Annotated in this window: 21 protein-coding genes; 7 read left to right on the plus strand and 14 right to left on the minus strand. The window is 72.0% G+C overall.

The genetic code is table 11. The features are described 5' to 3' along the window. The first annotated feature begins 214 nt into the window (after positions 1–214). A complete protein-coding gene (locus K4S16_RS46725; protein ID WP_149261663.1) occupies positions 215–2,722 on the plus strand; it encodes a collagenase in 2,508 nt (835 codons plus the stop codon). 59 nt (positions 2,723–2,781) lie between these two features. Here K4S16_RS46725 and K4S16_RS25315 read toward each other — a convergent pair whose 3' ends face one another. Genes K4S16_RS25315 through K4S16_RS25335 form a run of 5 tightly spaced genes read right to left on the minus strand, consistent with a single transcriptional unit; the run spans position 2,782 to position 8,351 of the window. Then, positions 2,782–3,738, minus strand: a complete 957-nt coding sequence (locus K4S16_RS25315) for an ABC transporter ATP-binding protein (RefSeq protein WP_149261513.1) — start codon at positions 3,736–3,738, stop codon at positions 2,782–2,784. Further along, positions 3,735–4,703: an ABC transporter ATP-binding protein gene (locus K4S16_RS25320; RefSeq protein ID WP_149261514.1), complete on the minus strand. Its 969-nt coding sequence runs from the start codon at positions 4,701–4,703 to the stop codon at positions 3,735–3,737. Before K4S16_RS25320 ends, K4S16_RS25315 begins: the two co-directional genes overlap by 4 nt. 50 nt (positions 4,704–4,753) lie before the next feature. After that, positions 4,754–5,743 (minus strand): ABC transporter permease, encoded by a 990-nt coding sequence (locus tag K4S16_RS25325; RefSeq protein ID WP_149261515.1) that lies wholly within the window; start codon positions 5,741–5,743, stop codon positions 4,754–4,756. Beyond that, positions 5,740–6,687: an ABC transporter permease gene (locus tag K4S16_RS25330; RefSeq protein WP_149261516.1), complete on the minus strand. Its 948-nt coding sequence runs from the start codon at positions 6,685–6,687 to the stop codon at positions 5,740–5,742. Before K4S16_RS25330 ends, K4S16_RS25325 begins: the two co-directional genes overlap by 4 nt. After that, entirely contained in the window at positions 6,687–8,351 is a 1,665-nt protein-coding gene (locus K4S16_RS25335; protein ID WP_149261517.1) for an ABC transporter substrate-binding protein, read from the minus strand. Before K4S16_RS25335 ends, K4S16_RS25330 begins: the two co-directional genes overlap by 1 nt. Positions 8,352–8,450: 99 nt before the next feature. On the opposite strand from K4S16_RS25335, the gene K4S16_RS25340 reads away from it, so the two are divergent. Next, entirely contained in the window at positions 8,451–9,896 is a 1,446-nt protein-coding gene (locus K4S16_RS25340) for an aminopeptidase P family protein (RefSeq protein ID WP_149261518.1), read from the plus strand. Positions 9,897–9,975: 79 nt separating this feature from the next. On the opposite strand, the gene K4S16_RS25345 is transcribed toward K4S16_RS25340, so the two are convergent. The 3 genes from K4S16_RS25345 to K4S16_RS25355 all read right to left on the minus strand — a co-directional run bounded on the left by K4S16_RS25345 (position 9,976) and on the right by K4S16_RS25355 (position 13,163). Next, positions 9,976–11,247, minus strand: coding sequence for a S1 family peptidase (locus K4S16_RS25345; protein ID WP_149261519.1), 1,272 nt, complete (start codon positions 11,245–11,247; stop codon positions 9,976–9,978). Between the two features lie 199 nt (positions 11,248–11,446). Next, positions 11,447–12,115, minus strand: a complete 669-nt coding sequence (locus tag K4S16_RS25350) for a GntR family transcriptional regulator (protein WP_149261520.1) — start codon at positions 12,113–12,115, stop codon at positions 11,447–11,449. 91 nt (positions 12,116–12,206) lie between these two features. After that, positions 12,207–13,163 (minus strand): LysR family transcriptional regulator, encoded by a 957-nt coding sequence (locus K4S16_RS25355; RefSeq protein ID WP_149261521.1) that lies wholly within the window; start codon positions 13,161–13,163, stop codon positions 12,207–12,209. A 273-nt stretch (positions 13,164–13,436) separates the two neighbouring features. On the opposite strand from K4S16_RS25355, the gene K4S16_RS25360 reads away from it, so the two are divergent. Further along, a complete protein-coding gene (locus K4S16_RS25360) occupies positions 13,437–13,979 on the plus strand; it encodes an ATP-binding protein (RefSeq protein ID WP_160161023.1) in 543 nt (180 codons plus the stop codon). Between the two features lie 10 nt (positions 13,980–13,989). Here the strand turns inward: K4S16_RS25360 and K4S16_RS25365 are convergent, their stop codons facing one another. The 6 genes from K4S16_RS25365 to gcvPA form a co-directional block, all read right to left on the minus strand. Further along, positions 13,990–14,655 (minus strand): GntR family transcriptional regulator, encoded by a 666-nt coding sequence (locus K4S16_RS25365; RefSeq protein WP_149261523.1) that lies wholly within the window; start codon positions 14,653–14,655, stop codon positions 13,990–13,992. 78 nt (positions 14,656–14,733) lie between these two features. Continuing rightward, positions 14,734–15,378 (minus strand): GntR family transcriptional regulator, encoded by a 645-nt coding sequence (locus tag K4S16_RS25370; protein WP_149261524.1) that lies wholly within the window; start codon positions 15,376–15,378, stop codon positions 14,734–14,736. A gap of 34 nt (positions 15,379–15,412) precedes the next feature. After that, positions 15,413–16,171, minus strand: coding sequence for an SDR family NAD(P)-dependent oxidoreductase (locus K4S16_RS25375; protein WP_149261525.1), 759 nt, complete (start codon positions 16,169–16,171; stop codon positions 15,413–15,415). 25 nt (positions 16,172–16,196) lie between these two features. Next, complete coding sequence (locus K4S16_RS25380; RefSeq protein ID WP_149261526.1) at positions 16,197–17,303, minus strand: ATP-NAD kinase family protein; 1,107 nt, start codon at positions 17,301–17,303, stop codon at positions 16,197–16,199. A gap of 10 nt (positions 17,304–17,313) precedes the next feature. Beyond that, positions 17,314–18,894, minus strand: a complete 1,581-nt coding sequence (gene gcvPB, locus K4S16_RS25385; protein WP_200842098.1) for an aminomethyl-transferring glycine dehydrogenase subunit GcvPB — start codon at positions 18,892–18,894, stop codon at positions 17,314–17,316. Beyond that, positions 18,891–20,255 carry an aminomethyl-transferring glycine dehydrogenase subunit GcvPA gene (gene gcvPA / locus K4S16_RS25390; protein ID WP_200842099.1) on the minus strand — a complete coding sequence of 455 codons (1,365 nt, stop codon included), beginning with the start codon at positions 20,253–20,255 and terminating at the stop codon, positions 18,891–18,893. Before gcvPA ends, gcvPB begins: the two co-directional genes overlap by 4 nt. A gap of 98 nt (positions 20,256–20,353) precedes the next feature. On the opposite strand from gcvPA, the gene K4S16_RS25395 reads away from it, so the two are divergent. Genes K4S16_RS25395 through K4S16_RS25410 form a run of 4 tightly spaced genes read left to right on the plus strand, consistent with a single transcriptional unit; the run spans position 20,354 to position 25,494 of the window. After that, on the plus strand, positions 20,354–21,703 hold the full coding sequence (locus tag K4S16_RS25395) for an ABC transporter substrate-binding protein (protein WP_149261528.1): 1,350 nt from the start codon (positions 20,354–20,356) through the stop codon (positions 21,701–21,703). Positions 21,704–21,707: 4 nt separating this feature from the next. Continuing rightward, positions 21,708–22,652, plus strand: a complete 945-nt coding sequence (locus K4S16_RS25400) for a carbohydrate ABC transporter permease (RefSeq protein ID WP_200842100.1) — start codon at positions 21,708–21,710, stop codon at positions 22,650–22,652. Next, the gene (locus K4S16_RS25405) at positions 22,649–23,494 is read left to right on the plus strand and encodes a carbohydrate ABC transporter permease (protein WP_200842101.1); all 846 of its coding nucleotides are present in this window, start codon (positions 22,649–22,651) and stop codon (positions 23,492–23,494) included. The genes K4S16_RS25400 and K4S16_RS25405 overlap by 4 nt, the downstream gene beginning before the upstream one ends. Then, on the plus strand, positions 23,491–25,494 hold the full coding sequence (locus K4S16_RS25410; RefSeq protein ID WP_149261529.1) for a beta-galactosidase: 2,004 nt from the start codon (positions 23,491–23,493) through the stop codon (positions 25,492–25,494). The genes K4S16_RS25405 and K4S16_RS25410 overlap by 4 nt, the downstream gene beginning before the upstream one ends. Position 25,495: the final 1 nt, after the last annotated feature.

The raw sequence follows: 25,495 nt of genomic DNA on the forward strand, positions 1-25,495 counted from the left end.
GCCCGGGAGATCCATAACGCAGATCGATGGTGCGGTGTATGACCACGGCTCGTTTCCGCCCCACACACTGCGGTCGCACGCTTTCCCGACCCTCCGGGAGTTGGACCCCGGAGCCCTGCGATCCCGTCCGGTACCCCCTACCGGACGCCCGCCCCCTGGAGGAAAAACCCCCGTGAGAAACAGACGCAGATCGACCCGGTGCCTGCTGGCGTCAATGGCGGTCGCCCTCGGTACGACGTTCCTCGTCTCGCCCGCGAGCGCCGCCCCGACGGCTCCCCCGAAGCCCCCGCCCGCCAGCACGCGCCCGGACGGCGGCGGCGAGCGCCACGTCCAGAAGGCCCCGCTCCCGGCCAAGGACCGGCCGCCGCTCTCCGCGGACAAGAACGAGCTGAAGAGCAGCCCCGACCAGCCGAAGAAGCCGGCGGAGCACAAGCGCCCGTCCATGAAGGCCGCCCCGAAGGCGACCGCCAAGGCCGCCGCCGCGGCGTGCAGTGCGAGCGATTTCACGAGCCGTTCCGGAAGCGCGCTCGTCCAGCAGATCAAGTCGTCCACGACCGACTGCATCAACTCGCTGTTCAGCCTCACCGGCAGTGACGCGTACTACGCGTTCCGCGAGTCGCAAATGGTGAGCGTCGCCTATGGACTGCGCGACAACGCGGTCTACTACCCCGGTGACAACAGCACCGGAACGGCACAACTCGTCCTTTACCTTCGCGCCGGCTACTACGTCCACTGGTACAACCAGTCGACCGTGGGGACCTACGGCCCCTCGCTGAAGACGGCGATCCAGTCGGGCCTGGACGCCTACTTCGGCAACTCCAAGTCCTCGACCGTCAGCGACGCCAACGGCGAGGTCCTCGCCGAGGCGGTCACGCTGATCGACAGCGCCGAGGAGAACGCCCGCTACATCTACGTGGTCAAGCGGCTGCTGAACGGCTACAACAGCTCCTACGACGCGTCCTGGTGGATGCTCAACGCGGTGAACAACGTCTACACGGTGCTGTTCCGCGGCCACCAGGTCCCGGAGTTCGTCTCCGCCGTCCAGTCGGACCAGAGCGTGCTCGACACGCTCAACTCCTTCGCCGCGAACCACCTGTCCCTGCTCGGCACCGACCGCAGCTACCTGGCGTCCAACGCGGGACGCGAACTCGGCCGCTTCCTCCAGCACAGCACGCTCCAGACCAAGGTGCGGCCCCAGGCCAAGGGGCTGCTCGGGCAGAGCGCCATGACCGGGAAGACCGCGCCGCTGTGGGTCGGCGTCGCGGAGATGACCGACAGCTACGACAAGGCGAACTGCTCCTACTACGACACCTGCGACCTCTCGCAGCGGCTCGCCCAGAACGTCCTGACCATCAACTACACCTGCAGCTCCAGCATCAAGATCCGAGCGCAGGACATGACCGCCGCCCAGCTGTCGGACAGCTGCGCCAGCCTCCAGAACCAGGACGCCTACTTCCACGGCCTGGTGAAGGACGGGAACAGGCCCGTCGCCAACGACAACAACACCACGATCGAGGTCTGCGTCTTCGACTCGAGCACCGACTACCAGACCTACGCCGGCGCGATGTTCGGCATCGACACCAACAACGGCGGCATGTACCTGGAGGGCGACCCCGCCGCCGCGGGCAACCAGCCGCGGTTCATCGCCTACGAGGCCGAATGGGTGCGGCCGGCGTTCCAGATCTGGAACCTCAACCACGAGTACACGCACTACCTCGACGGCCGCTTCGACATGTACGGCGACTTCAACGCCGGTGTCACCACGCCCACCATCTGGTGGATCGAGGGGTTCGCCGAGTACGTCTCCTACTCCTACCGCAAGGAGGTGTACGACGCGGCGATCACCGAGGCCGGGCGGAACACCTACGCGCTCAGCACGCTGTTCGACACCACCTACAGCCATGACACGACCCGCATCTACCGCTGGGGCTACCTGGCGGTGCGGTACATGTTCGAGAAGCACCCGGCCGACGTCTCGACCGTCCTCGGCTACTACCGGACCGGCAACTGGAACGCCGCCCGGACGTTCCTGACCAGCACGATCGGCACCCGCTACGACGGCGACTGGTGGACGTGGCTCGCCGCGTGCGCGTCCGGCGCCTGCGCGGGCGGCGGCGGAGGCGGCGGCAACCAGGCGCCGACCGCGGCGTTCTCCGCCTCGGCGAACGGCCTGGCGGTCTCCTTCACCGACCAGTCCACCGACTCCGACGGCACCATCGCCTCCCGGCGCTGGGACTTCGGCGACGGCGCCACCTCGACCTCGGCCAACCCGTCCCACACCTACGGCGCGGACGGCACCTACACCGTCTCCCTCACCGTCACCGACGACAAGGGCGCCACGGGCACCGCGACCAAGCAGCTGGCGGTGTCGGCCGGGGGCGGCGGCGGGACGACCGAGTGCACCGGGACCGACACCCGCCAGCTCGGCCAGAACTGCCAGCGCAGCAACCTGTCGGCCACCCAGGGAAACCTGGCCTACCTGTACCTCTACGTGCCGGCCGGCACGCAGTCGATCAAGATCACCTCGTCCGGCGGCACCGGAGACGCCGACCTCTACTACAACCCCACCGGCTGGGCCACGTCGACGTCCTACACCCAGCGTTCCGCCAACACCGGCAACGGCGAGACCCTGACCATCACCAACCCGCCCGCGGGCTACAACTACATCAGCCTCTACGCCAAGCAGGCCTTCAGCGGAGTGACGGTGAAGTCCGAGTACTGATCTGACACCCCCGCGACACGACCGCCGGGGCCGGACCGAAAGGTCCGGCCCCGGTTTCGTCACGCCACGAGCGGGCCGGTCTCCGGGTAGTGGCAGGCGACCTGGCGGCCCTCGACCATCGTGAGGGACGGCAGGTCGGTCCGGCACCGCTCCCGCGCCTTGAAGCAGCGGGGGTGGAACGGGCAGCCCGGCGGGAGCGAGGACGGGCTCGGCGGGTCGCCGCGGAGCACGATGCGCTCCCTCGCCCGCTCGGCCACGGGGTCGGGGAGCGGGACCGCCGACAGCAGGGCCCTCGTGTAGGGGTGCGCGGGCGAGCCGTAGACCACGTCCCGCGCTCCCGTCTCCACGACGCGGCCGAGGTACATCACGGCGATCCGGTCGCACACGTGCCGGACCACCGCCAGGTCGTGGGCGATGAACACGTACGCCATGCCGAGCCGGCGCTGGAGGCCGGCCAGCAGGTTGACGATCTGGGCCTGGATCGACACGTCCAGCGCCGACACCGGCTCGTCCGCGACGACGAGCCGGGGACCGGTGACCAGGGCGCGGGCGATCCCGATCCGCTGGGCCTGCCCGCCGGAGAACTCATGCGGGTACCGGTCGATGTGCTCGGCGCCGAGCCCGACGTACTCCAGCATCTCCTGGACGCGGGGCCGCGGGTCCCGCTCGCCCTGCACGCGCAGCGGCTCGGCCACGATGGAGCCGACCGTGTGCCGCGGGTTCAGCGAGGCGAACGGGTCCTGGAAGACGATCTGCAGGTCGCGGCGGAGCGGTCGCATCGCGCGCTGGGACAGCCGCGTGATGTCCGCGCCGTCGAACACGATCCGCCCGGCCGTGGGGTCCAGGAGCCGGACGAGCATCCGCCCGGTCGTGGACTTGCCGCAGCCGGACTCGCCGACCAGGCCGAGCGTCTCCCCGGCCCGCACCTCCAGGTCCAGGCCGTTCACCGCCCGCACCGTGCCGCGCCGCGTCTGGAACGTCCTGGCCAGCCCTTCCAGCCGGAGCAGCGCCGTCATCCCGTGGTCCTCTTCTCGGTGGTGAACAGGTGGCAGGCCACCGGATGGGGCGTGCCGAGGAACTCCGGACGGGTGGTCTCGCACACGGCGACGCGTTCGGCGCACCGCGGATGGAACGGGCACCCCGCCGGCGGAGACAGCGGAGACGGCGGGGTGCCCGGGATCGGGGCCAGCTCGCCGGGCGGGCCGGTGAGCCGGGGGAGGGAGCCGATGAGGCCGCGGGTGTAGGGATGCCGGGGAACGGCGAACAGCGCGTCGGCGGACGCCCGCTCGACGGCCCGTCCCGCGTACATGACCAGGACGTCGTCGGCGACCCGCGCGACCACCCCGAGGTCATGCGTGATCATCAGGACCGCCAGCCCGCGCTCGCGCTGGATCCGCGCGATCAGCTCCAGGATCTGCGCCTGCACGGTCACGTCCAGGGCGGTGGTCGGCTCGTCGGCGATCAGCAGGTCCGGCTCGCAGGCCAGCGCCATGGCGATCATCACGCGCTGGCGCATCCCGCCGGAGAACCGGTGCGGGTGGTCGCCCGCCCGCTCGCGGGGATCGGGGATGCCGACGTCGGCGAGCAGCCGGACGGCGTCCTCGCGCGCGGCGCGGCGGGACGCGCCGAAGTGCAGCCGCCGCGCCTCGGCGATCTGCTCGCCCACGCGGTACTGCGGATGCAGCGACGACAGCGGGTCCTGGAAGATCATCGCGACCCTCCGGCCGCGCAGCGCGCGCACCCGCTCGCGTCCCGCTCCGACGACCTCGGTACCGGCGAGCCGGATCGACCCCGTCACCCGCGCGCCGTCCAGCAGGCCCATGACCGCCAGGCTGGTCACGGACTTGCCCGACCCCGACTCGCCGACGATGCCGAGGGTGCGCCCCGCCTCCAGGGTGAACGACAGCCCGTCCACCGCGCGGATCGTCCCCTTGGCGGTGGGAAACTCGACCGCAAGATCCCGCACGCTCAGCAAGTTCATGCGTGCTCCTTGTGGGGGGCGACCCCCCACACCCCCCGGGTTCGCTTCGCTCATGCGTATCTCACCTGCGGGTCGATCGCCGCGTACAGCAGATCCACGACGAGGTTGGCGAACGTGATGAAGAACGCGGCGAGCAGCGCGACGCCCATCACGACCGGCTGGTCGGACTTGTCGATCGAGTCGATGGTGAGCCGCCCGATGCCCGGCAGCCCGAACACGCTCTCGGTGATCACGGCCCCGCCGAGCAGCGCGCCGAGGTCCATCCCGAAGACGGTGAGGACGGGGGTGAGCCCGGCGCGCAGCCCGTGCTTGCCGACGACCGTCCGCTCGGGCAGGCCCTTGGCGCGTGCCGTCCGGATGTAGGGCTCCGCCATCGTCTCCACCATCGACGCCCGGGACAGCCGCGCGTACATCGCCGCGTACAGGAGCGCGAGCGCGACCCACGGCAGGACGAGGTTCTTCGCCCAGGTGACGGGGTCCTCCGCGAACGGCGCGTAGCTGGAGTAGGGGAGCAGCCCGCCGATCTGGACGACCAGGACGGTCAGCGCCATCGCCGTGAAGTAGATCGGCAGGGACGCGGAGGTGAGCGTGCCCACCATCAGCGTCCGGTCGAGCAGCGAGTCCTTGCGCAGCGCCGAGACGACGCCGACGGTCACGCCGCCGGCGAGCCACAGGACCGCCGCGCCGATCCCGATCGAGACCGTGGTCGGCAGCCGCCGCATCATCAGGTCCCAGACCGGCATGTTGTTCTGGTAGGAGAACCCGAGGCACGGGAAGTGGCACTGGACGGCCTGCGGCCCGGTGCCGTAGCTCCGGCCCGCGAAGATGCCGCCGAGGTAGTCGGCGAACTGCCGCCACAGGGGCCGGTCCAGCCCCATCTGGTGGTGGAGCATCGCGAGCCGCTCCGGCGTGCACGACTTGCCGCACGCCTGCAGCGCCGGATCGGCGGGGAGCACGTAGAAGATCGTGAAGGTCACCGCGCAGATGACGAGCAGCACCCCGGCGACCCCGGCCAGGCGCACCGCGACGTACCGGATCACCGGCCCGCCCCCTTCGGGTCGAGGGCGTCGCGGAAGGCGTCGCCGAGCAGCGTGAACGCCAGTACGGTCAGCAGCAGGCAGACGCCGGGGACCACGAAGAACGTCGGGTCCACCTGGTACCAGTCGATCGCCTTGGCCATCATCTGCCCCCACGACGCGTTCGGCGGCCGGACGCCGATCCCGAGGAACGACAGCGCCGCCTCGGTGCCGATGTTGACCGGGATGGTGAGCGTCGCGTACACCAGGACCGGCGCCAGCAGGTTGGGCATGACCTCGCGGAAGACGATCCGGTGGCGCGGCATGCCGGTGGCGCGCGCGGCCTCCACGAACTCCCGGTGGCGCAGCGAGAGCGCCTGCCCCCGGACGATGCGCCCGATGTAGGGCCAGCCGAAGAAGCCCATGACGAACACCAGCTCCAGCGTCCGGTTCCCCTCGGGCAGCACCGACACCAGAGCGATCATGAAGATGAGCTGCGGGAACGACAGCACCAGGTCCATGACGCGGCTGATCGCCGCGTCGATCCGGCCGCCGGCGAAGCCCGCGGTGAGCCCGAGGGCGGTCCCGGCCGCGGTGGCGACGCAGGTCGCCGCGACGGAGATCAGCAGCGAGATCCGGGCGCCGTAGACCATGCGGCTGAACACGTCCCTGCCGGTGCCGGGCTCGACGCCGAGCCAGAAGTCGCCGTCGATCCCGCCGAACGCCCCCTTGGGCGCCCCGGCGAGCGCCTTGTCGATCTTCTCCGGGTGGAACTCGTTCGGGCCGTGCCCGTTGAGGGCGGTGAGCAGCGGGGCGGCGAGCGCGAGCAGCACGAACAGCGCGACGATCGCCAGTCCGGCGAGGGCGGCAGGGTCGCGGCGGAGCCGCCCGCCGGCCAGCGCCCACGGCGACCGGCCGGCGGGCGCCGGCACGCCGCCCGCCGCCTCGATGAGGGGCGGGGCGGCCACTACATCACCCCGATGGTGGCGAAGTCGAACTCGCCTTCCCAGATGGCGTGGCCGAACGTGCCGGTGACCTTGGAGCCGCGCAGCAGCGGCAGCTTGTCGTGGATCAGCGGGACCATCGGCGACAGCCCCATCAGCTCCCGGTCGAGCGCCGTCCACGCGCCCGGGTCGGTCCCCTTCACGGCCGCGCCGATCTTCTCGTTGACGGCCTCGTCGTTCAGCTGCGAGACGACGGTGTTGCCCTTGGGCGCGATGTTGCGCCCGTCGAAGATCGGCGGGATGAACGAGGCCGCGGACGGGTAGTCGGCGCACCACCCGTAGAAGACGAGTTCGTCCTCCTTCGCCGTGTCGCCGATGGTGTCGTAGTAGACGCTCTTGGCGACGGAGTTGATCTGGACCTTCACCCCGACGCGGGCGAGCGACTGCTGGACCGCCTCGGCCTCGGCCTTGCCCAGTTCGCTGCTGGTGGTCGTCAGGTCGATCGAGAACCCGGAGCCCTTGCCGGCCGCCGCGAGCATCTGCTTGGCCTTCACCGGGTCTCCGGTCGGCGGCGCCTGGTAGACGTCCTGGGCCCGCCCGCCGGTCATGGCAGGGGGAAGGTAGGAGCCGGCCAGTTCGCCGACGCCGCTGCCGCCGTGCGCGGTGCGGTAGGCCTCCTTGTCGACCGCGTACTGCATCGCCTGCCGCACCTTGGGGTCGTCGAACGGCGGCTTGGAGGTGTTCATCGCCAGGAACCGGGTGCACAGGCTGGTCGCGCTGACGAACCGCTTCTTCACGTCCGGGCGGGTGAGGATGCGGGGCATGCTCGCCGCGGCGACCGAGTACAGCGTGACGGCCCGCTGGTCCTTGCCCTGGTCGGCGATGAGCCGCTGGTCGATGGTGGCCTGGGCGAGGCCCTCCTCCACCACGATCCTGTCCGGGTTGGCCTGGCGGACGCCGTCGGTGGCCCTGTCCCAGTGCGTGTTCCTGACGAGGATCAGCCGCTGGCCGCGGTCGTAGGACTCGACCTTGTAGGGACCGGAGGAGAAGGGGCGCTTGTCGAAGTTGACGCCGGTGTCCTTGGCCTTGGGGACGGGGGCGAAGGTCGGCAGCGTGGTGACCTTCGGCCAGTCCATCGACGGTTCCTTCAGCCGGAACACGATCGTCCGCGCGTCCGGCGTCGCGATGGAGTCGAGGCCGCCCTTGTCCTTGTACGGCCCCTTGTAGGCGTCGCCGCCCTTCAGCATCGTCCGGGCGTACCCGGGGCCTTCCGGCAGGTCGGGCGCGAACGAGCGCTCGACCCCGTACTTGACGTCGGCGCTGGTGATGGGCGTCCCGTCCTCGAACTTCAGGCCCGGCTTGAGGCGGAAGGTCCACGTCCTGCCGTTGTCGGAGGTGGTGCCGGTGTCGGCCGCGAGGTCCGGGACGACCTTCGTGCCCTCCTGGCCCTCCTTCGCGGCGTAGGTGGTGAGCGTCCGGTAGAGGAGCCGCGTGCCGAAGTCCATCGCGAACATGACGTAGTTGCGCTGCGGGTCGAGATGGGCGAAGTCCTGCGTGTAGAGGACGGTGAGGGTGCCCCCGGACCTGGCGGCGGAGGAGTCGTCGCCCGAGCCGCAGGCGGACGCGCCGCCTGCGGCGGCCGCGAGGGAGAGGGAGAGGGCGAGGCAGGTCCTGGCCGGACGTTTCATGGCGTCTCCGTGCATCGTCGGGCGGAGTGCCATATAAAATAGTACAGTGCAATTGCACTACAAGCCCCGTTATCGAATCTCCACCTCCAGGACTTTCACATGGACGACCCTGCAGCCGGCCGTTTCGCGACGGGCAGCCACGACCTGCCCGTCTCCGAGACCCTCGCCTCCTTCATGACCCGTGACTGGGCCCCGAGCGGGAAACCGCTCCCGGTGCGCCAGTCCGTGGCGCCGTACGCGGAGAAGCGCCGCGCGGCGCTGTCGGCCCTCTTCCCCGGCGAGCGGCTCGTCCTGCCCGCCGGTCCGCCGAAGGTGCGCAGCAACGACTGCGACTACCGCTACCGCCCGCACACCGCCTACGCCCATCTCACCGGGGACACCGCCAAGGACACCGGCACCGGCGCCGTCCTGGTGATGGAGCCGACGGGAAGCGGGCACGACGCCGTCCTCTACCACCGGCCCCGGTCCCCACGCGACGACGCCGGCTTCTTCCGCGACCGCCGGCACGGGGAGTTCTGGGTCGGCCCCCGCGCCGCCCTCGCCGAGACCGAGGAGAAGCTCGGGCTCGCCTGCACGCCGCTGGACGACCTGGCCAGCGCCCTCCGCGGCGCGGTTCCGACCCGGGTGATCCGCGGCGTGGACCCCGAGGTCGACCGGGCCGTCCCGGCGCGCGCCCCCGAGGCCGACGCCGAACTGGCCGCCTGCGCAGCCGAGCTCCGGCTGGTCAAGGACGACTGGGAGATCGCCCAGCTCCAGGCCGCCGTCGACCACACGGTGGACGGCTTCACCGCGGTCGCCGCCGGGCTGAAGCGCGTCACCGGGATGCCGCGCGGCGAGCGGTGGGTGGAGGGCACCTTCGAGCGCGTCGCGCGCATCAAGGGCAACGGCGTCGGATACGAGACCATCGCCGCGGCCGGCGCGCACGGGTGCGTCCTGCACTGGACGCGCAACGACGGCACGCTGCGCCTCGGCGAGATGCTCCTGCTCGACGCCGGGGTGGAGACCGACACCCTCTACACGGCCGACATCACCCGCACCCTCCCGATGAGCGGGTGGTTCACCCCGCGGCAGCGGCAGGTCTACGACCTCGTCTACCACGCGCAGGAGGCGGGTCTGGCGGCCGTCCGCCCGGGCGCGAGCTTCCGCGACTTCCACATGGCCGCGATGCGCGTCATCGCCGAGGGGCTCCAGGACTGGGGCGTGCTGCGCAGCGCGGAGGACGCGCTCGATCCCGAGTCGGGCATCTACCGCCGCTACACCCTCTGCAGCAGCGGGCACATGCTCGGCATGGACGTCCACGACTGCGCGGCGGCGCGGGCGTCCCAGTACCTCGACGGGGAACTGCGCCCCGGGCACGTCCTGACCGTGGAGCCGGGCCTCTACCTTCAGCCCGACGACCTGACGCTGCCCCCGGAACTGCGCGGCATCGGCGTCCGCATCGAGGACGACATCCTCGTCACCGAGACCGGCGCCCGCCTGATGTCCTCCGCCCTGCCGCGCCACCCCGAGGAGATCGAGAGCTGGATGCAGTCCCTCAACGACTGACAGGCCGGCGCGCGTGTGGGGCGGTGCCGTGCCCGGATCTCCGGGCACGGCACCGCCCCTGTGCGCAGCGCCGACGAGGTCAGCCGCTGAGCAGTGACACCCCCAGGCCGGACAGGGCCCGGCCGATGGGCTCGTGGATCATTCCGCATCCCGAGTTCGGTCCGCCGCTCAGGATGCCGTGGGCGTAGTTGCCGTCGAAGACGCCGCTGCCGCTGTCACCGGGGCCGTCGCACGCGGTGCTCCAGGTCATGCCGGACAGCGTCCGGTCCGGGTAGGAGACGGTGGCGTCGACCTCGGTGATCGTCCCGCAGGTGTAGCCGGTGGTCGAGCCCTGCTTGCAGACGTATCCGCCGACGTAGTCGCTCTCGCTTCCGTAGATGGACGTCTGGGGGAGCACCCAGCCCCTGGGCTGCCACCAGCCCGGATCGTCGACCGACACGGCCGCGTAGTCGCCGTACCAGCCGAAGGTGTAGTCGGCGGCGCCGCCGACGTTCTGGTAGCCGTAGCTGTAGGTGGACACGTCCCACCAGTAGCCGATCTCGGCGCAGTGGCCCGCGGTCAGCATGTAGTACCGGCTGCCCGAGTACGTCATGAACGCGCTGGTGCAGCGCGCCCCGCCGGTGAAGATGGCGAGGCCGGACCGCAGCGGCGGGTCGCAGGCGTAGTCGTCCTGGCAGTACCGGGGCACCGACTTGTGGGCGTAGGTAGACACCCGCACGGCGCCGCCGAACGTCCGCCGCGCCCAGCCGACGACCTCGCGCTGGGCCGGGGTGAGCGGAGCGCCCTTGAGGCTGCTCAGCTTGACCACGTTCCCGGACGTGACGATGCCGGTCTGCAGGCCGTTCTTCGCGCCCTTGTTGGCCTCGGAGACCCGCTTGGCGAGCGAGGCCGACACCTGCTGGAGATGCCCGAAGCCGTACCGGACCTTCTTCGTCCTGGTGGCGCTCAGTCCGGCGGTCTTCGCCTTCGACCGCACCTTGGCCGACGCACTGGCACCGGTCACGCCGACGGTGAGTTCGCCGCCGTGCGCCTGGTCGATCCAGGCGCCGCCGTACGCCGCGCCGAGATCCTTGCCGAGCCGCGCGGCCAGCTTGAACTGCGCGGGCTGCCGGTCGGCCCGGCGGCGCGCCTCGGCCGCCGGGACGCCCTGGTCCTTGGCGATCTGCTTGACGAGTGTCTCCTTGGCCTCCTGCTGGATCTGGGTCTGGGACCTGCGGTCGGGGGAGGGGGCGGGGGGCGCGCCACGGCCACCGGGGGCGTCGGCGCGGGCCGGCGCGGTCAGTGAGGCCGCGGTCAGAGCGGCGGCCACGGCGACGGCCGCGGCGGCCCTTCTGCGCTTCGGGCGGACCATACGGGGGTTCCTCCTTCGCGGACGGGGGTGCCGCGGCGTCCGGCCGCGGCGTCCGCTAATGCAATGTGAAATTGCACTGTAAAATGTGAAACGTCACTTGCCAAGAGTGATCGCTCCGGCGAAGGCCCAGCTCGGACGGGTTACGGCCGGATCCGGCCAAGCGCCCCCGTGGAGGGGGGACGGTGGACGGGGGACGCGGTCAGCGGTGGTCGCCCCGCACGTGGTCGAGGTGGCGCGTCATGAGCTCCCGCGCCTCCTCGGCGTCGCCGGCGACCAGCGCGTCCAGCAGGGCGAGGTGCTCCTCCGCCGACGCCACCAGGGTCTCCGTCGAGGCCGGACGGATGAGGCCGTGCATCTGCGAGCGGCCGCGCAGGTCGAGGATCGTCTGGACCAGCGTCCGGTTGCCGGTGAGTTCGAGCAGTCCCGAGTGGAACCGGTGGTCGGCGTCGAGGAAGCCGATCGGGTCGCCTTCCCGCGCGGCCGCGAGGGCCTCCTCGGCGAGGGCGCGCAGCCGCGGGCGGGCCGCCTCGGGAACGGCGCCGGCCAGCCGGGCGACGGCGGGGACCTCGACCAGTTCCCTGATCTCGGTGAGTTCGGCGAGGTCGCGGGCGGACGGCCGCACGACGCGGAAGCCCCGGTTGCGCACGGCCTCGAACAGGCCGTCCCGGACCAGGTCGATCATGGCTTCGCGGACCGGAGTGGGGGAGATCCCGAACTCGTCCGCCAGGGCGGGGGCGGAGTACACGACGCCCGAGCGCAGCGTGCCCGTCGCCAGCGCCTTGCGCAGCGCCTCGGCCACCTGACCGCGCAGACTGCTCTGGCCGCCGAGGTCCGGCAGCCCGACCATGGCATCGGCCACCGGATCCATACGCCCTCCTCACCCACGATCAGAATACCGCCACGTAGACGGCCCGGAGCCCGGCGTCCCGCCCCGGCTCGGCATGATCACATCCGCGGGCTCAGACCAGCGGGTGGACCTGGGGATGGGCGTGCCACCAGGCGCCGAAGGCCGGGTGGGCGTCGGTGTGCTCCACGTAGGCGGCCGCCAGCCCCCGGTAGAGGGCCGCGGCCTCCTCCTCGCCCAGGCGGTCGCGGCGCCAGGCCACGATGAGCCTGCCGACCTGCGGCTCCCCGGCGAGGGGCCGCACGACCGTGCCGGGCTGCGGCGGCCAGGACGGGTCCACCAGCCGGACGCCGTGCCCCGCCGCGACCAGCGGGCACGCCGACCCGCTCGGCGCCTCGTAGCGCACGATCGGCTCGAAGCCGGCGGCGCGGCACGAGGCCCGCAGGGACGACAGCGAGCCGTCGTCGGCGCCCGGCGGGGCCACCCACGACTCGTCGCGCAGGTCGAACAGGTCGATCTCGTCCCTGTCGGCGAGCGGGTGGTTCGCGGACAGGGTGACGAAGATCGGGTAGCGCGGCACCAGGGTGCGGGTGACCACCGGCGCCGCCAGCGGGATGTCGAACCCCTCCATGAGCCCGAGCAGCGCCGCGTCGAGATGGCCGCGGGCGAGGGCGTCGCCCAGCAGGGCGGAGGAGGGCTCGATGCGCAGCGAGATCTCGCGGTCGGGCAGCGCCTCGCCGACCCGCGCGACGATGCTCCCCACGCAGGCGAGATGGACGCACCCGAGGCCGAGGGCCTCCTGCGGGCCGCGCGGTCCGCGCAGGTCGCCGAACAGGGTGTCCATCTCCGACAGGATCGTCCGCGCCCGGCTGATGACCTGGCTCCCGAGCGGGGTCGGCTCCAGGCCGGACCGGCTGCGGGTGAACAGCGCCCCGCCGACGATCTCCTCGACCCGGCGGAGCTGGTTCGACATCGCCGGCTGGGACATCCCCATCCGGGCCGCCGCCCGGGTGACGCTCCCGGTCTCCGCCATCGCGCACACCATGCGAAGGTGACTGATGTCGAGATCCATAGCTGGAAATTATGCATCAGCCGATGACGTCCGACTCGGACCGGCCGCAATAATTCCCGTACTCCTCCACAAAGGTAGGCGATCCGGTATCAGCGGCCCCTCACCCTCGGTCTTCTGGGCCGTGATCGCGCGGATGGAAGAAGGGAGACCCCGTCTCGTCGGCCTCCAGGAGAGCCCTTCTCACCCCTTTGCCTCTCCTGGGGGCCGAACGCGCCCCCGGGAAATTCTCGTGGAAAGCGATCGCTTATGCCGGAACAGTCGCAGACAGCGGAGATGGCGGGTGCGGAACCGGCCGCCGGCGCCTTCCGGGCATGGCCTCTGCCGCCCAGTCCCAAGGCGGCGGCGGTCGCGCGCTCCATCGCCCGGTCGGTGCTCGGTGAACTGGGCCTGCCCTCGGCCGCCGTCCGCGACGCCCAGACGGTCATCTCCGAGCTCGCCACCAACGCCGTCGTGCACGGCGACCGGGAGCGCGCCGAGGTGTGGGCGCATCTCGCCCGCCGTCCCTCCCTGCGGCTCACCTTCGAGGTGTTCGACGCCGGACCCTGGCGCGGTCCGGGCGCCACCGGACCGGCGGACACCGACGCCCTGCTCGGTGGCGGGCCCTCGGACGCCTGCGGCGGCCGCGGCCTGCTGCTCGTGAACGCGCTCACCGGAGAGGCGGGTGGACGCTGGGGCGTCCGCCCCGCCCGAGCCCGGCTCGGTCCGAGCCCGGTCTCCGGCAAGGCGGTCTATTTCACCCTTCCGCTGCCGGAGGGGTCGGCGGCCCTTCTGTCACCGCCGCCGCCCGGGCCGGTGCCGTCGTGGGACCTGTGCTGAGCGGGCGCCGTCACCGGCCCTCGGGCCGGTCGGCCCAGATCCCGCGGACGTGCCGCAGGTGGTGGCGCATGAGCGCCTCGGTGGCCCGCGCGTCGCCGCTCGCCACCGCCTCGATCAGCTCCTCGTGCTCGCGCGCGGACGGTTCGAGCTCGCCCCGCTCCGCCAGCGTCGGCACGCCGTAGAGCCGCGACTTGTAGCGCAGCTCGCTCACCAGCCGGACGAGCTGGGCGTTGCCGCCGAGCCCGAGCAGGGCGAGGTGGAAGCGGTGGTCGGCGTCGATGTAGGCGAGCACGTCCCGCTTCTCGGCCGCCGCGACGATCTCCTCGGCGAGCGGCCGCAGCGCGCGGACCTCCGCGGCCCGGCCGGCCCGCGCGACCCGCACGACGGCGGGGATCTCGATCAGCGCCCGGACGTCGGTGATCTCGTCCAGCTCGTGGTCGGACAGCTCGCTGACCCGGAAGCCCTTGTTGCGGACGACCTCGACCAGCCCCTCCCGGGCCAGGTCGATCATGGCCTCCCGGACGGGGGTCGGCGACACCCCGAACCGCTCGGCGATGGCCGGGGCCGAGTAGACGACGCCGGAGCGCATCTCACCGCTGACGATCGCCGCGCGCAGCGCGTGGGCGATCTGGACCCGGACGCTCTTCCGCGGGCCGAGCGAGGGCAGGTTCAGCATCGGGTTCGCGACCCCCGGGCCTCGGTGACGGGTGGGCAGGGAGCAGAAGACTGCAGGTGAAATATGGTATTGCATTCGTCATCGCTCGGTGAGGCGGGCGAGGATCCGGTCCTTGCCGCTCTGCCAGTTGGCCTTCAGGGCCTCGACGGCCCCCTCGACGTCCGAGGCGACCAGGCGCTCGGCGATCCGCTCGTGCTCCTCGGCCGAGCGCTCCAGCACCTCCCAGTCGCCCACCACGACGCGCTCGTAGCGGTGCATGGTGAGCTTGAGGGAGGTGATGAGGTCCATCAGGCGCTCGTTCGGGCAGCCCGAGAGCAGAAGGTCGTGCCAGGCGTCGTCGTAGCGCTCTATCACCGCGTGCTCCGCCTCGGGGACGGAGAACGCGCGGGCCTCCTCCAGCAGCCGGGGGGCGACGGTGCGCAGGAACTCGGGGTCGGTCAGCTCCAGCGCCAGCGACTCCAGCGCGGCGACGATCGTGGTGAGGTCGTCGAACTCCTTGGGGCTCATCGGCGCGAACCGGAACCCCTTGCCGCGCTCGCTCACGATGATGCCCTCGCGCTCCAGCCCGATCAGCGCCTCGCGGAGCGGGGTGCGGCTGACGCCGAGGTCGGCGGCCAGCACCATCTCGTTGATCGCCTGTTCGGGGGCGAACTCGCCCTTGCCCAGCCGGTCGAGGATCTCGTCCTTGATCTGTTCGCGCAGGGGGCGGCGGTCGATCGGCATGCTGTCGTCTTCCTCTCCTGGGGTGACCGGACGGTCAGGCCGTGCCCGCGCCGTCGACCGGGATGACCGCTCCGCTGACGAACGAGGCATGGTCGCCCGCGAGGAACGCCACCATCGCCGCGATGTCGGCGGGCCTGCCGATCCGGCCGAGGGGGCGGTCCGCCGCGTCGGCGTAGAACGCCTCCGCCGGCTCGCCGAGCTGGCGGGCCTCCTCGGCGAGCATGCCGGTGTCGGTGTCGCCGGGGCACACGCAGTTGACCCGGATGTTCTGCGGCCCGTGGTCGATCGCCATGGCCCGGGTCATGTTCACCACGGCCCCCTTGGAGGCGCAGTAGGACACCGCCCGCGCTCCCCCCTGAATGCCCCAGCCGGAGCCGGTGTTGATGATACTGCCGCCCCCGGCGGCGGCCATCAACGGTATCGCTGCCCGGCTCATCAACATGATCGATCTGACGTTGACGGCCATCACGAGGTCCCAGTCGTCTTCTGCGATCTCCAGGACGGTGGAGCGGCGGATGATGCCCGCGTTGTTGAACAGGACGTCCACCCCGCCGTAGGCGTCCCGCGCGGCGGCGACGATCCGCTCGCAGTCGGCCGCGGCGGAGACGTCCCCGCGCACGAACGCGGCGCGGCCGCCCGCGGCCCCGATCGCGGACGCCGCCTCCGCCCCCGCCGGGTCGACGTCGGCCAGGACGACCGCGGCGCCGAGCCCGGCCATCAGCTCGGCGGCGGCCCGGCCGATGCCGCCCGCGGCCCCGGTGACCACGGCGGTCTTGCCTTCGAGTGAGTTCACGTTCGCGCTGCCTTTCCTCGGGCGGTCATCGGACGGGGTACATGGCGAACCGGCCGTGGCCGGTGAGCACGGGCAGGTGGCCGCGCAGGTCGGCGTCGAGGTCCTCGTCGCCGGTGTCGACCATCAGGGGCCGGCCGCCGAGCGAGGCGAGCTTGGCGTCGGTCGCCACCACCGCGAGCCGGTCGCGGCCGGCCGCGCGCAGCACGGCGGGTGAGATCTGCTGGTTGCCCCTGCCGAACAGGAAACCCTGCCCGCCGATCGGAGTCACGGCTATCCACGCCGGGGCGGTCTCCACCAGCGCCTCCAGTTCGGCGGCGGAGACGTCCGCCGCGACGACGGTCCCGCCGGCCCCCAGCACGTTGACGCCCATCAGGGGGACGTCGGCGCCGAGGGCGGCCGCCACGGCGCGCATGGTCGTGCCGGGCCCGAGCACCAGCAGATCGGACGGCCCGGCGCGTTCCGCGAGGCCCGCGGCGATGCCGGACACCGACGACGGGTCGGCGACCGTGCCGCCCACCTTCCGCTGCTGGATGCGCACCGGTATGTCGGGCACCCGCAGGTGTCCGTACAGGCGCGCGGAGACCCGGCCGTCCCGGACGGCGTCCTCGTCCAGGTCCATCACCTCGGCGTCCCGGATCCGCACGCCGCCCGCGGCCATCAGGGCGGCCGCCTCCCCGGCGGCGCGAGGGGTGGCCCCGAACACCGCCGAGTGCATCTTCACGCCGGTGGGCACGCCGAGCACGGGGACCGCGGAGCCGACCGCGTCCAGCACGTCGCGCGCCGTCCCGTCGCCGCCCGCGAACAGCAGCAGGTCGACGTGCGGCGCGAGCGCCGCCGCGGCGCGCACGGTGTCGGCCGCCGCGGTCGGCTCGCCGGGCTCGTACCGGACGTCGGGGACCAGCCCGGCGCCCGCGACGGCGTCCTCTCCCATGGGCCCGCCCGCGGTCGGCACCGTGAACGGGCCGCCGAGCCGGGAGCGCAGTTCCGCCAGCGCGACCTCGGCGCGGCGCGACGCGCGCGGCGTCGCGCCGAGCGCGCGGGCCTTCTCCTGGACGTCGGCGCCGTCGCTGCCCTTGAGCCCGACCCGGCCGCCGAGCCCGGCGACCGGGTTCACCACCAGCCCGACCCTCATCGCGGCGCCCTCATTCCCCGAGGACCTTCCGGCGGTAGGCGCGCCAGGTGACCGCCCAGGTGGCCGGGTCGTCCAGGACGTCCTCGCGGGCGCGGTGCACGGTGGAGCGGTGCGGCGCGGTCCGGACGGTCTCCGGGTCCTCGTAGGCCTCCCGGGCGACCTCGGCGAGGATGGCGGCGTACTCGTCGAGGTCGGCCCTGGAGTAGGACTCGGTCGGCTCCAGCGTCATCGGCTCGGGGACGATGTACGGGTGGTGGCTCGTCCAGTAGTGGGTGCCGAAGTCGGCCGCGCGGAGGCCGATGTCCCCGCTGTGCACGCCGGTCTCCTCGGCGAGCCGCTCCCAGCTGTAGCGGACCTGCTCGATCCGCGGCCGTCCCGGCGCGTACGGCACCGACGCCCCGCGGATCTGGAGCACCTTCGCCATCAGGTAGTTGTTGTTGAGGACGGCCGTCTCCGCGGCCTCGCGCAGCCCCTCCCCGCCCAGTGACATGATCCAGGCGTAGGCGCGGACCAGGTTCGGCACGACGCCGTAGAACGGCCGGATCTTCCCGATCGACTCGGGCCGGTCGTCGTCCAGGCGGTAGCGGGTGCCGTCGAACTCGACGGTCGGCGTCGGCAGGTAGGGGGCGAGCTCCGCGGTCACGCCGCAGGCGCCCGCGGCGGGCCCGCCGCAGGCGTGCGGCGTGGAGAACGTCTTGTGCAGGTTGAAGTGGCACAGGTCGAACCCGGTGTCGCGGGCGCGGGTGATCCCGAGGATGCCGTTGGCGTTGGCCTGGTCGTAGGCGCACAGACCGCCGGCCTCGTGCACGATCCGGACGAACTCCTCGATCCGCGGGTTGAACAGCCCGGTGTCCTCGGGGTTGGTGATGAGCAGGGCCGCGGTGCGGGGGCCGACGGCCCGCCTGAGCGCCTCGATGTCGGGGTAGCCGTCGGCGTCCGGGTACAGGGTGATGACCTTGAACCCGGCCGTCTTCGCGCAGGCCGCGTTGGAGGGGTGCGAGAAGATCGTGGTGATGACCTCGTCGCGGGTCTCGGCCTCCCCGCGCGCCGCGAAGTAGGCGCGGATCATCGCGACGTTGGTGTAGATCGCGGCGGAGCCGGCGCCCGGCTGGAGCGTGAACCGGTCCATGCCGGAGATCTCGCGCAGCAGCCCCTCCAGCCGGTACATGATCTCCAGGACGCCCTGCACGGTCCGCTCGTCCTGCAGCGGGTGGAGCCCGGCCACCTTCGGGTCGCGGACGAACCGGTCGTTGACCTTGGGGCTGTACTTCATGGTGCAGGTGCCCTGGCCGACGTCGACGTTGAGGTCGGCGCCGAGGTTCTCCTGCGACAGCCGCAGGTAGTGCCGGAGCACCTGGGGCTGCGACAGCTCCGGCAGCGCGGGCGGCGCGGCGCGGCGCAGCCCGTCCGGGAGGACGACGTCCGCGGGCACCCCCGGCGCGGGCGGCAGCACGCCGCGCTCACCCGGGGAGCCCAGCTCGAACAGCAGCGGCTCGTCCCAGCGGGCCTGGTGGAACCGGCGCAGCGGGGGCTTCGGCCCGATCTTCGCGTCGGCGGGGGCGAGGGGGGAGGGGGTCGGGCCCGTCTTCACTTGGCGATCTCCTGGAGGGTCTCGGCCAGCCGGTCGATGTCGTCCTTGGTGTGGATCTCGGTGACGCAGTACAGCGCGTCGGTCCCGGACAGGACCCTGCCGCCGAAGATCCCGTGGTCCAGCAGCGCGTCGCCGACCTCGGCGGCGGAGCGCGAACCGGTGAAGCGGAGGGTGAAGTCGGCGAAGTGGGGCGCGTCCGCGTAGGGGGCCTCGACGCCGGGCACCTGGGCGAGCCGGTCCAGCGCGTACCGGGTGTTCGCCAGGATCGTCTCCGCGACCTCGCGCATGCCCTGCGGGCCCATCAGCGCCAGGAAGACCCCGGCGGCGATGCCGTTCAGTGCGGCGGCGGTGCCCACCCACTCCTTGCCCTCCTCGCGGACGGCGAAGGAGGTGCGCTCGTAGGCCACGTCCCCGAAGCCGTATTCGCCCTCGACACTGGTGGGCGCCAGGCCGAACAGCCGGGAGGGGAACTCGCCCACGTAGAGCTCCTCGTCCCGCGTCGCGATGAAGCCGCCGTTCATCCCGCCGTAGCTCATGGGCAGCCCGAGCGGCTGGACGTCGCCGCAGACGATGTCGGCGCCGTACTCCGCCGGCGGGGTCACCACCCCCAGGGAGATGGGGTTGCAGCCGACGACGTACTGGGCCCCGGCCTCGTGCGCGATCTCGGCCAGCGACGGCAGCGCCGGATCCAGGATCCCGGACGCCGAGGGCGCCTCCGCGAACACCGCCGCGACGTCCCCGGCCGCGAGCTCCGCCCGCACGGCGGCCGGGTCGGCCAGCCCGGTCGCGGGGTCCACCGGCACGAGCACCACCTCGTGGACGGGACGCACATAGTCCTGGATCTTGGACAGCTTGTCCGGGTCCACGGCCGTCACCAGCAGCAGCCGCCGGGCGCCGGTGATCCGCCCCGCCATGCGCAGCGCGGTGGCGGCGGCCTGGTGGCCGTCGTACACCGGCACGCTCACGACGTCCATCTCCAGCAGCTCGCCCATCAGCGACTGGTACTCCCAGAGCGCCTGGAAGCGGCCGTGGTCCTCGTACGGCTCGCCCGCGTACGCGGTGAGGAACTCGCTCCGGTTGACCACCTCGTCGACCACCGCGGGCACGTGGTGGTGGTAGCACCCGGCGCCGAGGAAGCTCAGCGACTCCTGGGCGCTGGTGTTGCGCCGCAGCAGCCCGCCGACGTGCCGGACCAGCTCGGCCTCGGAGCGCAGCGGCGGCGGCAGGTCCAGCGGGCGGTCCAGCCGGATGCGGCCGGGCACGTCCGCGTAGAAGTCCTCGACGCTCTGCGCCCCGATCGCCGCCAGCATCGCCCGCCGCACCGCCGGCGCCGAGTTCGGGATGTAGGGGTGCGCGTTCATCTCGCTCTCCTTCACATTCCTTGCCTCACCCTCTTGACGAAAACACATGATGCAGTGTGCTGTATACAGAATTATCCCGAATCTCCTGGGGAGGCAAGATGGCGACCAACCCCGAACGGTCGATCATCGGACGCCGGACCGTCCTGACCGCCGGAGTCGCCGGAGCCGTCTCGGCGCTGCTCGGCGCGAGCGGCTGCGCCACCGGAGGCGGCGCGAAGAAGGCCGGGCCCGCGCTCAGCGCGGGCGCACAGGCCAAGATCGAAGGGAAGGTCAGCGTCTGGTCGTGGGACGTCGCGGCGAAGGCGCTGAAGCGGCTCGCCCCCGCCTTCGAGCAGCGCCATCCCGGGACCAGCGTCGACGTCGTCGACATCGGCTACGACAACGCCTACGACAAGATCACCGTGGGGCTGAAGTCGGGGAAGGGCCTGCCCGACGTCCTCACCATCGAGGGCACGCGGCTGCCCGGCTACATCGGCGCCTTCCCGGGCGGGCTGTACGACCTGACGCCCCTCGCCGGCGCCCGCGAGGCCGAGTTCGCCCGCGCGGCGTGGAAGGACGTCACCGACGGCCACGGCAAGGTCTTCGCCCTGCCCTGGGACGGCGGGCCCTGCGCCCTCTACTACCGCACCGACATGTTCGAGAAGGCCGGCGTCGACCCGGCGGGCATCGCGACCTGGGACGACTACGTCCGCGCCGGCGAGCAGATCAAGGCCAGGACCGGCAAGAAGCTCCTCGTCATGGACCCGCAGGAGGACAGCATGTTCCCGATGCTGCTCCAGCAGCAGGGGCAGGGGTACATCCGCGACGGGAAGGTCGCCGTGGCGGACCGAGAGGCCGTCCGCGCCGCGACACTGCTCAAGACGCTCGCCGACAAGGACCTCATCGCCTTCGAGAAGGGCTGGGACGGCCTCGTCTCCGCGACCAAGGCGGGCAAGGTCGCCACCACCCCCTACGCGGTTTGGTGGTCGGGCACTCTCACCGACGAGATGCCCGAGCTGAAGGGCAAGTTCGGGGTCGTGCCGCTGCCCGCGTTCGACCAGGGCGGGGTGCGGACGTCCAACGACGGCGGGTCGACGCTCGCGGTCAGCGGCCGCAGCGCGAACGCGCGGGCGGCGTGGGCGTTCATCGAGTTCGCCCTCGCCGACACCGCCAACCAGGTGTCCATGCTGAAGAACGAGGGCCTGTTCCCCGCCTACCTGCCCGCGCTGAAGGACCCGTTCGTCACCGCGCCGCAGCCCTACTACGGGGACCGGCCCGTCTTCGCGACGTTCGCCGACCTCGCGAACAAGGTCCCGCCGATCGAGATCACCAAGGACGCCCCCAAGGCGCGGGACGTCGTCCTCCGCACCGTCTCCGGAATCGTGCTGCACGGGGACGACCCGGCGAAGGCCCTGGGCTCGGCGGCCAAGCAGATCGCCGCCGCGACCGGCCGGCCGATCGCCGGGTGACGCCGTGGCCGCCGACGTGACGAAACGGAAGGCCGGAGCCGCCTCGGCGGACCGGCCGGACGCGCCGCCGCCCCGGTGGCGGGAGCGGTGGCGCCGCCGGACCACGCCGTGGGTCTTCGCGGGCCCGGCGGCGGCGCTGCTGGCGTTCTTCTTCGCCTATCCGCTGCTGGCCGGCCTCTACCAGAGCTTCACCGCCGACCGCGACGGCGTGACGACCTGGGTAGGGCTCGCGCAGTACCGCCGCATGGCGGCGGACCCGGTCTTCTGGGCGGCGCTGCGCAACACCGGCCTGATCCTGCTCGTCCAGGTCCCGGTCATGATCGGGCTGGCGCTGCTGCTGGCGTTCGGGCTGAACCAGTCCTGGCTGCGGCTCCGCTCGGGCTTCCGCATCGCCTACTTCCTGCCCGCCGTCACGATGCTGGTCGCCTACTCGGTGGTGTTCCGCGTCCTGCTCAAGACCGACGGCGGCCTGGTGAACCAGCTGCTCGACGCGGTGGGCCTGCCCGCCGTCGACTGGCTGAACGGCCCCGGCTGGGCGCGGCTGGCGCTGATCGGCTCGATCACCTGGCGGTGGACGGGCTACAACGCGGTCATCCTGCTCGCCGGGCTCCAGGCGATCGGCCGGGAGCAGTACGAGGCGGCCGCCATCGACGGCGCCGGAGCCGTCACCACCTTCGTCCGGGTGGTCATGCCGCAGCTGCGCCCCGTCATCCTGTTCTGCTCGGTGACCTCGACGATCGGAACGCTCCAGCTCTTCGACGAGAACTACGTGCTGACCGGCGGCGGACCCGGCAACGCCACCACCACGCCCGTCCTCTACCTGTACAAGGTCGGCTTCGAGCAGCTCGACTTCGGCTACGCGGCCGCCATCTCCTGGGTCGTCGTCGCGGTCATCGGGCTGATCTCCTACGCCCAGTTCCGCTTCTTCGGGAAGGAGGCGTCCCGGTGAGCCCCGCCGCCCGAGGAAAGGGCCGTCCCAGGGCGGGCCGGGTGCTCGCCTCGCTGCTGCTCCTGGCCGGCGCGGTCGTCAGCGCGGCGCCGTTCTACTGGATGGTGGTCGCCTCCACCCGCGACGACTCCGAGCTGTTCGCGTCCCCGCCGCCGTTCCTGCCTGGCGGGCGCTTCCTGCGCAACCTGGTGGAACTGGAGCACAGCATCGGCTTCGGCCGGGTCATGCTCAACAGCGCGGGCGTCGCCGTCGTCTACACGGTTCTCAGCTCGCTGGTCTCCGCCATGTGCGGGTACGCGCTGGCCAAGTACCGGTTCCGGGGACGGCGGCTGCTGCTCGGCGCGGTGCTGGCGACCATGATGATCCCGTTCCAGGTCCTGCTCGTCCCGCTGTTCCAGATGATGGCGAGCCTCGGATGGGTCGACACCTACCAGGCGGTGATCCTGCCGTTCCTGGCCAACTCGTTCGGCATCTTCCTGATGCGCCAGGCGTTCCTCGGCTTCCCGGACGAGCTGATCGAGTCGGCCCGCATCGACGGCGCGGGCGACCTGCACATCTTCTACCGGGTCGTCCTGCCGGTGGTCAGGCCCCAGTTCGGCGCGCTTGTCATCTTCACCTTCATGACGCAGTGGAACGCCTTCCTGTGGCCGCTGCTGATGCTGAACACCGAGGACAAGTACACCGCGCCGGTCGCGCTGTACACGCTCATCGGCCAGAGCCACGTCGACTACACGGGCCTGATCCTCGGCTCCTTCCTGGCGACGCTCCCGCTGATGGCCATCTTCTTCCTGTTCCAGAAGCAGTTCGTTTCCGGGCTCCTAGGAGGGGCGGTTAAAGGATGATTCGGGTGCGGGGGCTGCTTTATGGCGGGGACTACAACCCCGAGCAGTGGTCCGAGGAGGTCTGGGCGGAGGACGTCCGGCTGATGAACAAGGCCGGGGTCAACCTGGTCACGGTCGGCGTGTTCTCGTGGGCGCGGCTGCAACCCGGCCCGGACGAATGGGACTTCGGGTGGCTCGACCGGCTGCTGGACCTGCTCGCCGCGCACGGCGTGGCCGCCGATCTCGCCACCGCCACCGCGTCGCCGCCCGCGTGGCTGGTGCGCGCCCATCCGGAGGTCCTGCCCGTCACGGCGGACGGGGTGCGGCTGGAGTTCGGTTCCCGCCAGCACTACTGCCCCTCCTCGCCCGTCTACCGGGAGTCGGCGGCGCGGCTGGCCCGGATGATCGCTCGGCGGTACCGCGACCACCCGGCGGTCGTGCTTTGGCACGTCCACAACGAGTACGGCGACCACGTGACCGAATGCTTCTGCGCGGCGTCCGCGGCCGACTTCCGGTCCTGGCTACGGGAGAGGTACGGCGGCGTCGCGGAGCTGAACCGCGCCTGGGCGACCGACTTCTGGTCGCAGCGCTACGGCCGGTGGGAGGAGATCGAGCCGCCGCGCACCGCGCCCGGACCGGTGAACCCGACACAGCTGCTCGACTGGCGCCGGTTCTGCTCCGACGCCCTGCTCGGCTGCTACCTGGCGGAGAAGGCCGTCCTGGACGAGGACGGCGGGGGCCTCCCGGTGACGACGAACTTCATGTCGATGTTCAAGCCGCTGGACTACTGGAAGTGGGCGGCGCACGAGGACGTCGTGTCCGACGACGCCTATCCCGACCCGGCCGACCCGGCGGCGCACGTGAACGCCGCGATGAACTTCGACCTGATGCGCTCGCTGAAGGGCGGGCGGCCGTGGCTGCTCATGGAGCAGGCGCCGTCGGCGGTGAGCTGGCGCCCGGTCAACGTGCCGAAGCCGCCCGCGCTGGGCAGGCTGTGGTCCTTCCAGGCGGTGGCGCGCGGCGCGGACGGCGTCCTGCACTTCCAGTGGCGGGCGTCGCGCGCCGGGGCCGAGAAGTTCCACAGCGCGCTCCTGCCGCATCGCGGCACGGGCTCGCCGCAATGGGACCGGACCGTGCGCCTCGGCCGCGACCTCGCGCGGCTCGCCGAGATCGCCGGTACCCGAACCACGGCCGATGTCGCGATCGTCCTGGACTGGGAGTCCTGGTGGGCCCTGGAACTGGACGACCACCCCTCGTCCCGGCTCCGGCTCAAGGACCTGACGCTGTCCTGGTACGGGGCCGCGTACCTGCGCAACGTGACCGTCGACTTCGTCCCCCGGGGCGCTGATCTGGCGCCGTACCGGGTCGTGCTGCTGCCCAACCTCTACATGGTGAGCGACACGACGGCCGCCTGGCTCGGCTCGTACGTCGCGGGCGGCGGCCGGCTGGTCTGCGGCTTCTTCAGCGGCATCGTCGACGACCACGACCATGTGCACCTGGGCGGCTACCCGGCACCGCTCCGGGACGTGCTCGGAGTCGTCGTCGACGAGTTCTGGCCCGTGCCGGACGGCGCGTCCGTCGATGTGGCGTTCGGCGACCGCACGCTCCCGGCGACGCTCTGGAGCGAGTGGCTGGAGACGGCCGGGGCGGACACCGCGGCCGTCTACGGCCCCGGTGCGCTCGCCGGGCGCCCGGCCGTCACCCGCAACGCGCACGGCACGGGCCGGGCCTGGTACGTGAGCTGCCATCTGGACGACGGCATCGCCCACGTCCTGGACGAGGCGTTCGCCGACGCCGGCGTCCGGCCGGTGCTCGACGTCCCGGCCGGGGTCGAGGCGATCCGCCGCGACGGGCCCGGTGCGTCCTACCTCTTCCTGCTCAACCATCGCGACGCCGAGACGGACGTGCCCGTCCCGGACGGCGTCGACCTCCTGTCCGGTGCCGCCGTGCGGGACGCGCTGCGGCTGCCCCCGCTCGGGGCGGCGGTGCTCAGGACGGCCCACCCCCACCCCGAGAGGTGAT

It is taken from the genome of Actinomadura sp. K4S16 (genome assembly GCF_008327685.1).
Taxonomy (GTDB): Bacteria; Actinomycetota; Actinomycetes; order Streptosporangiales; family Streptosporangiaceae; genus Spirillospora.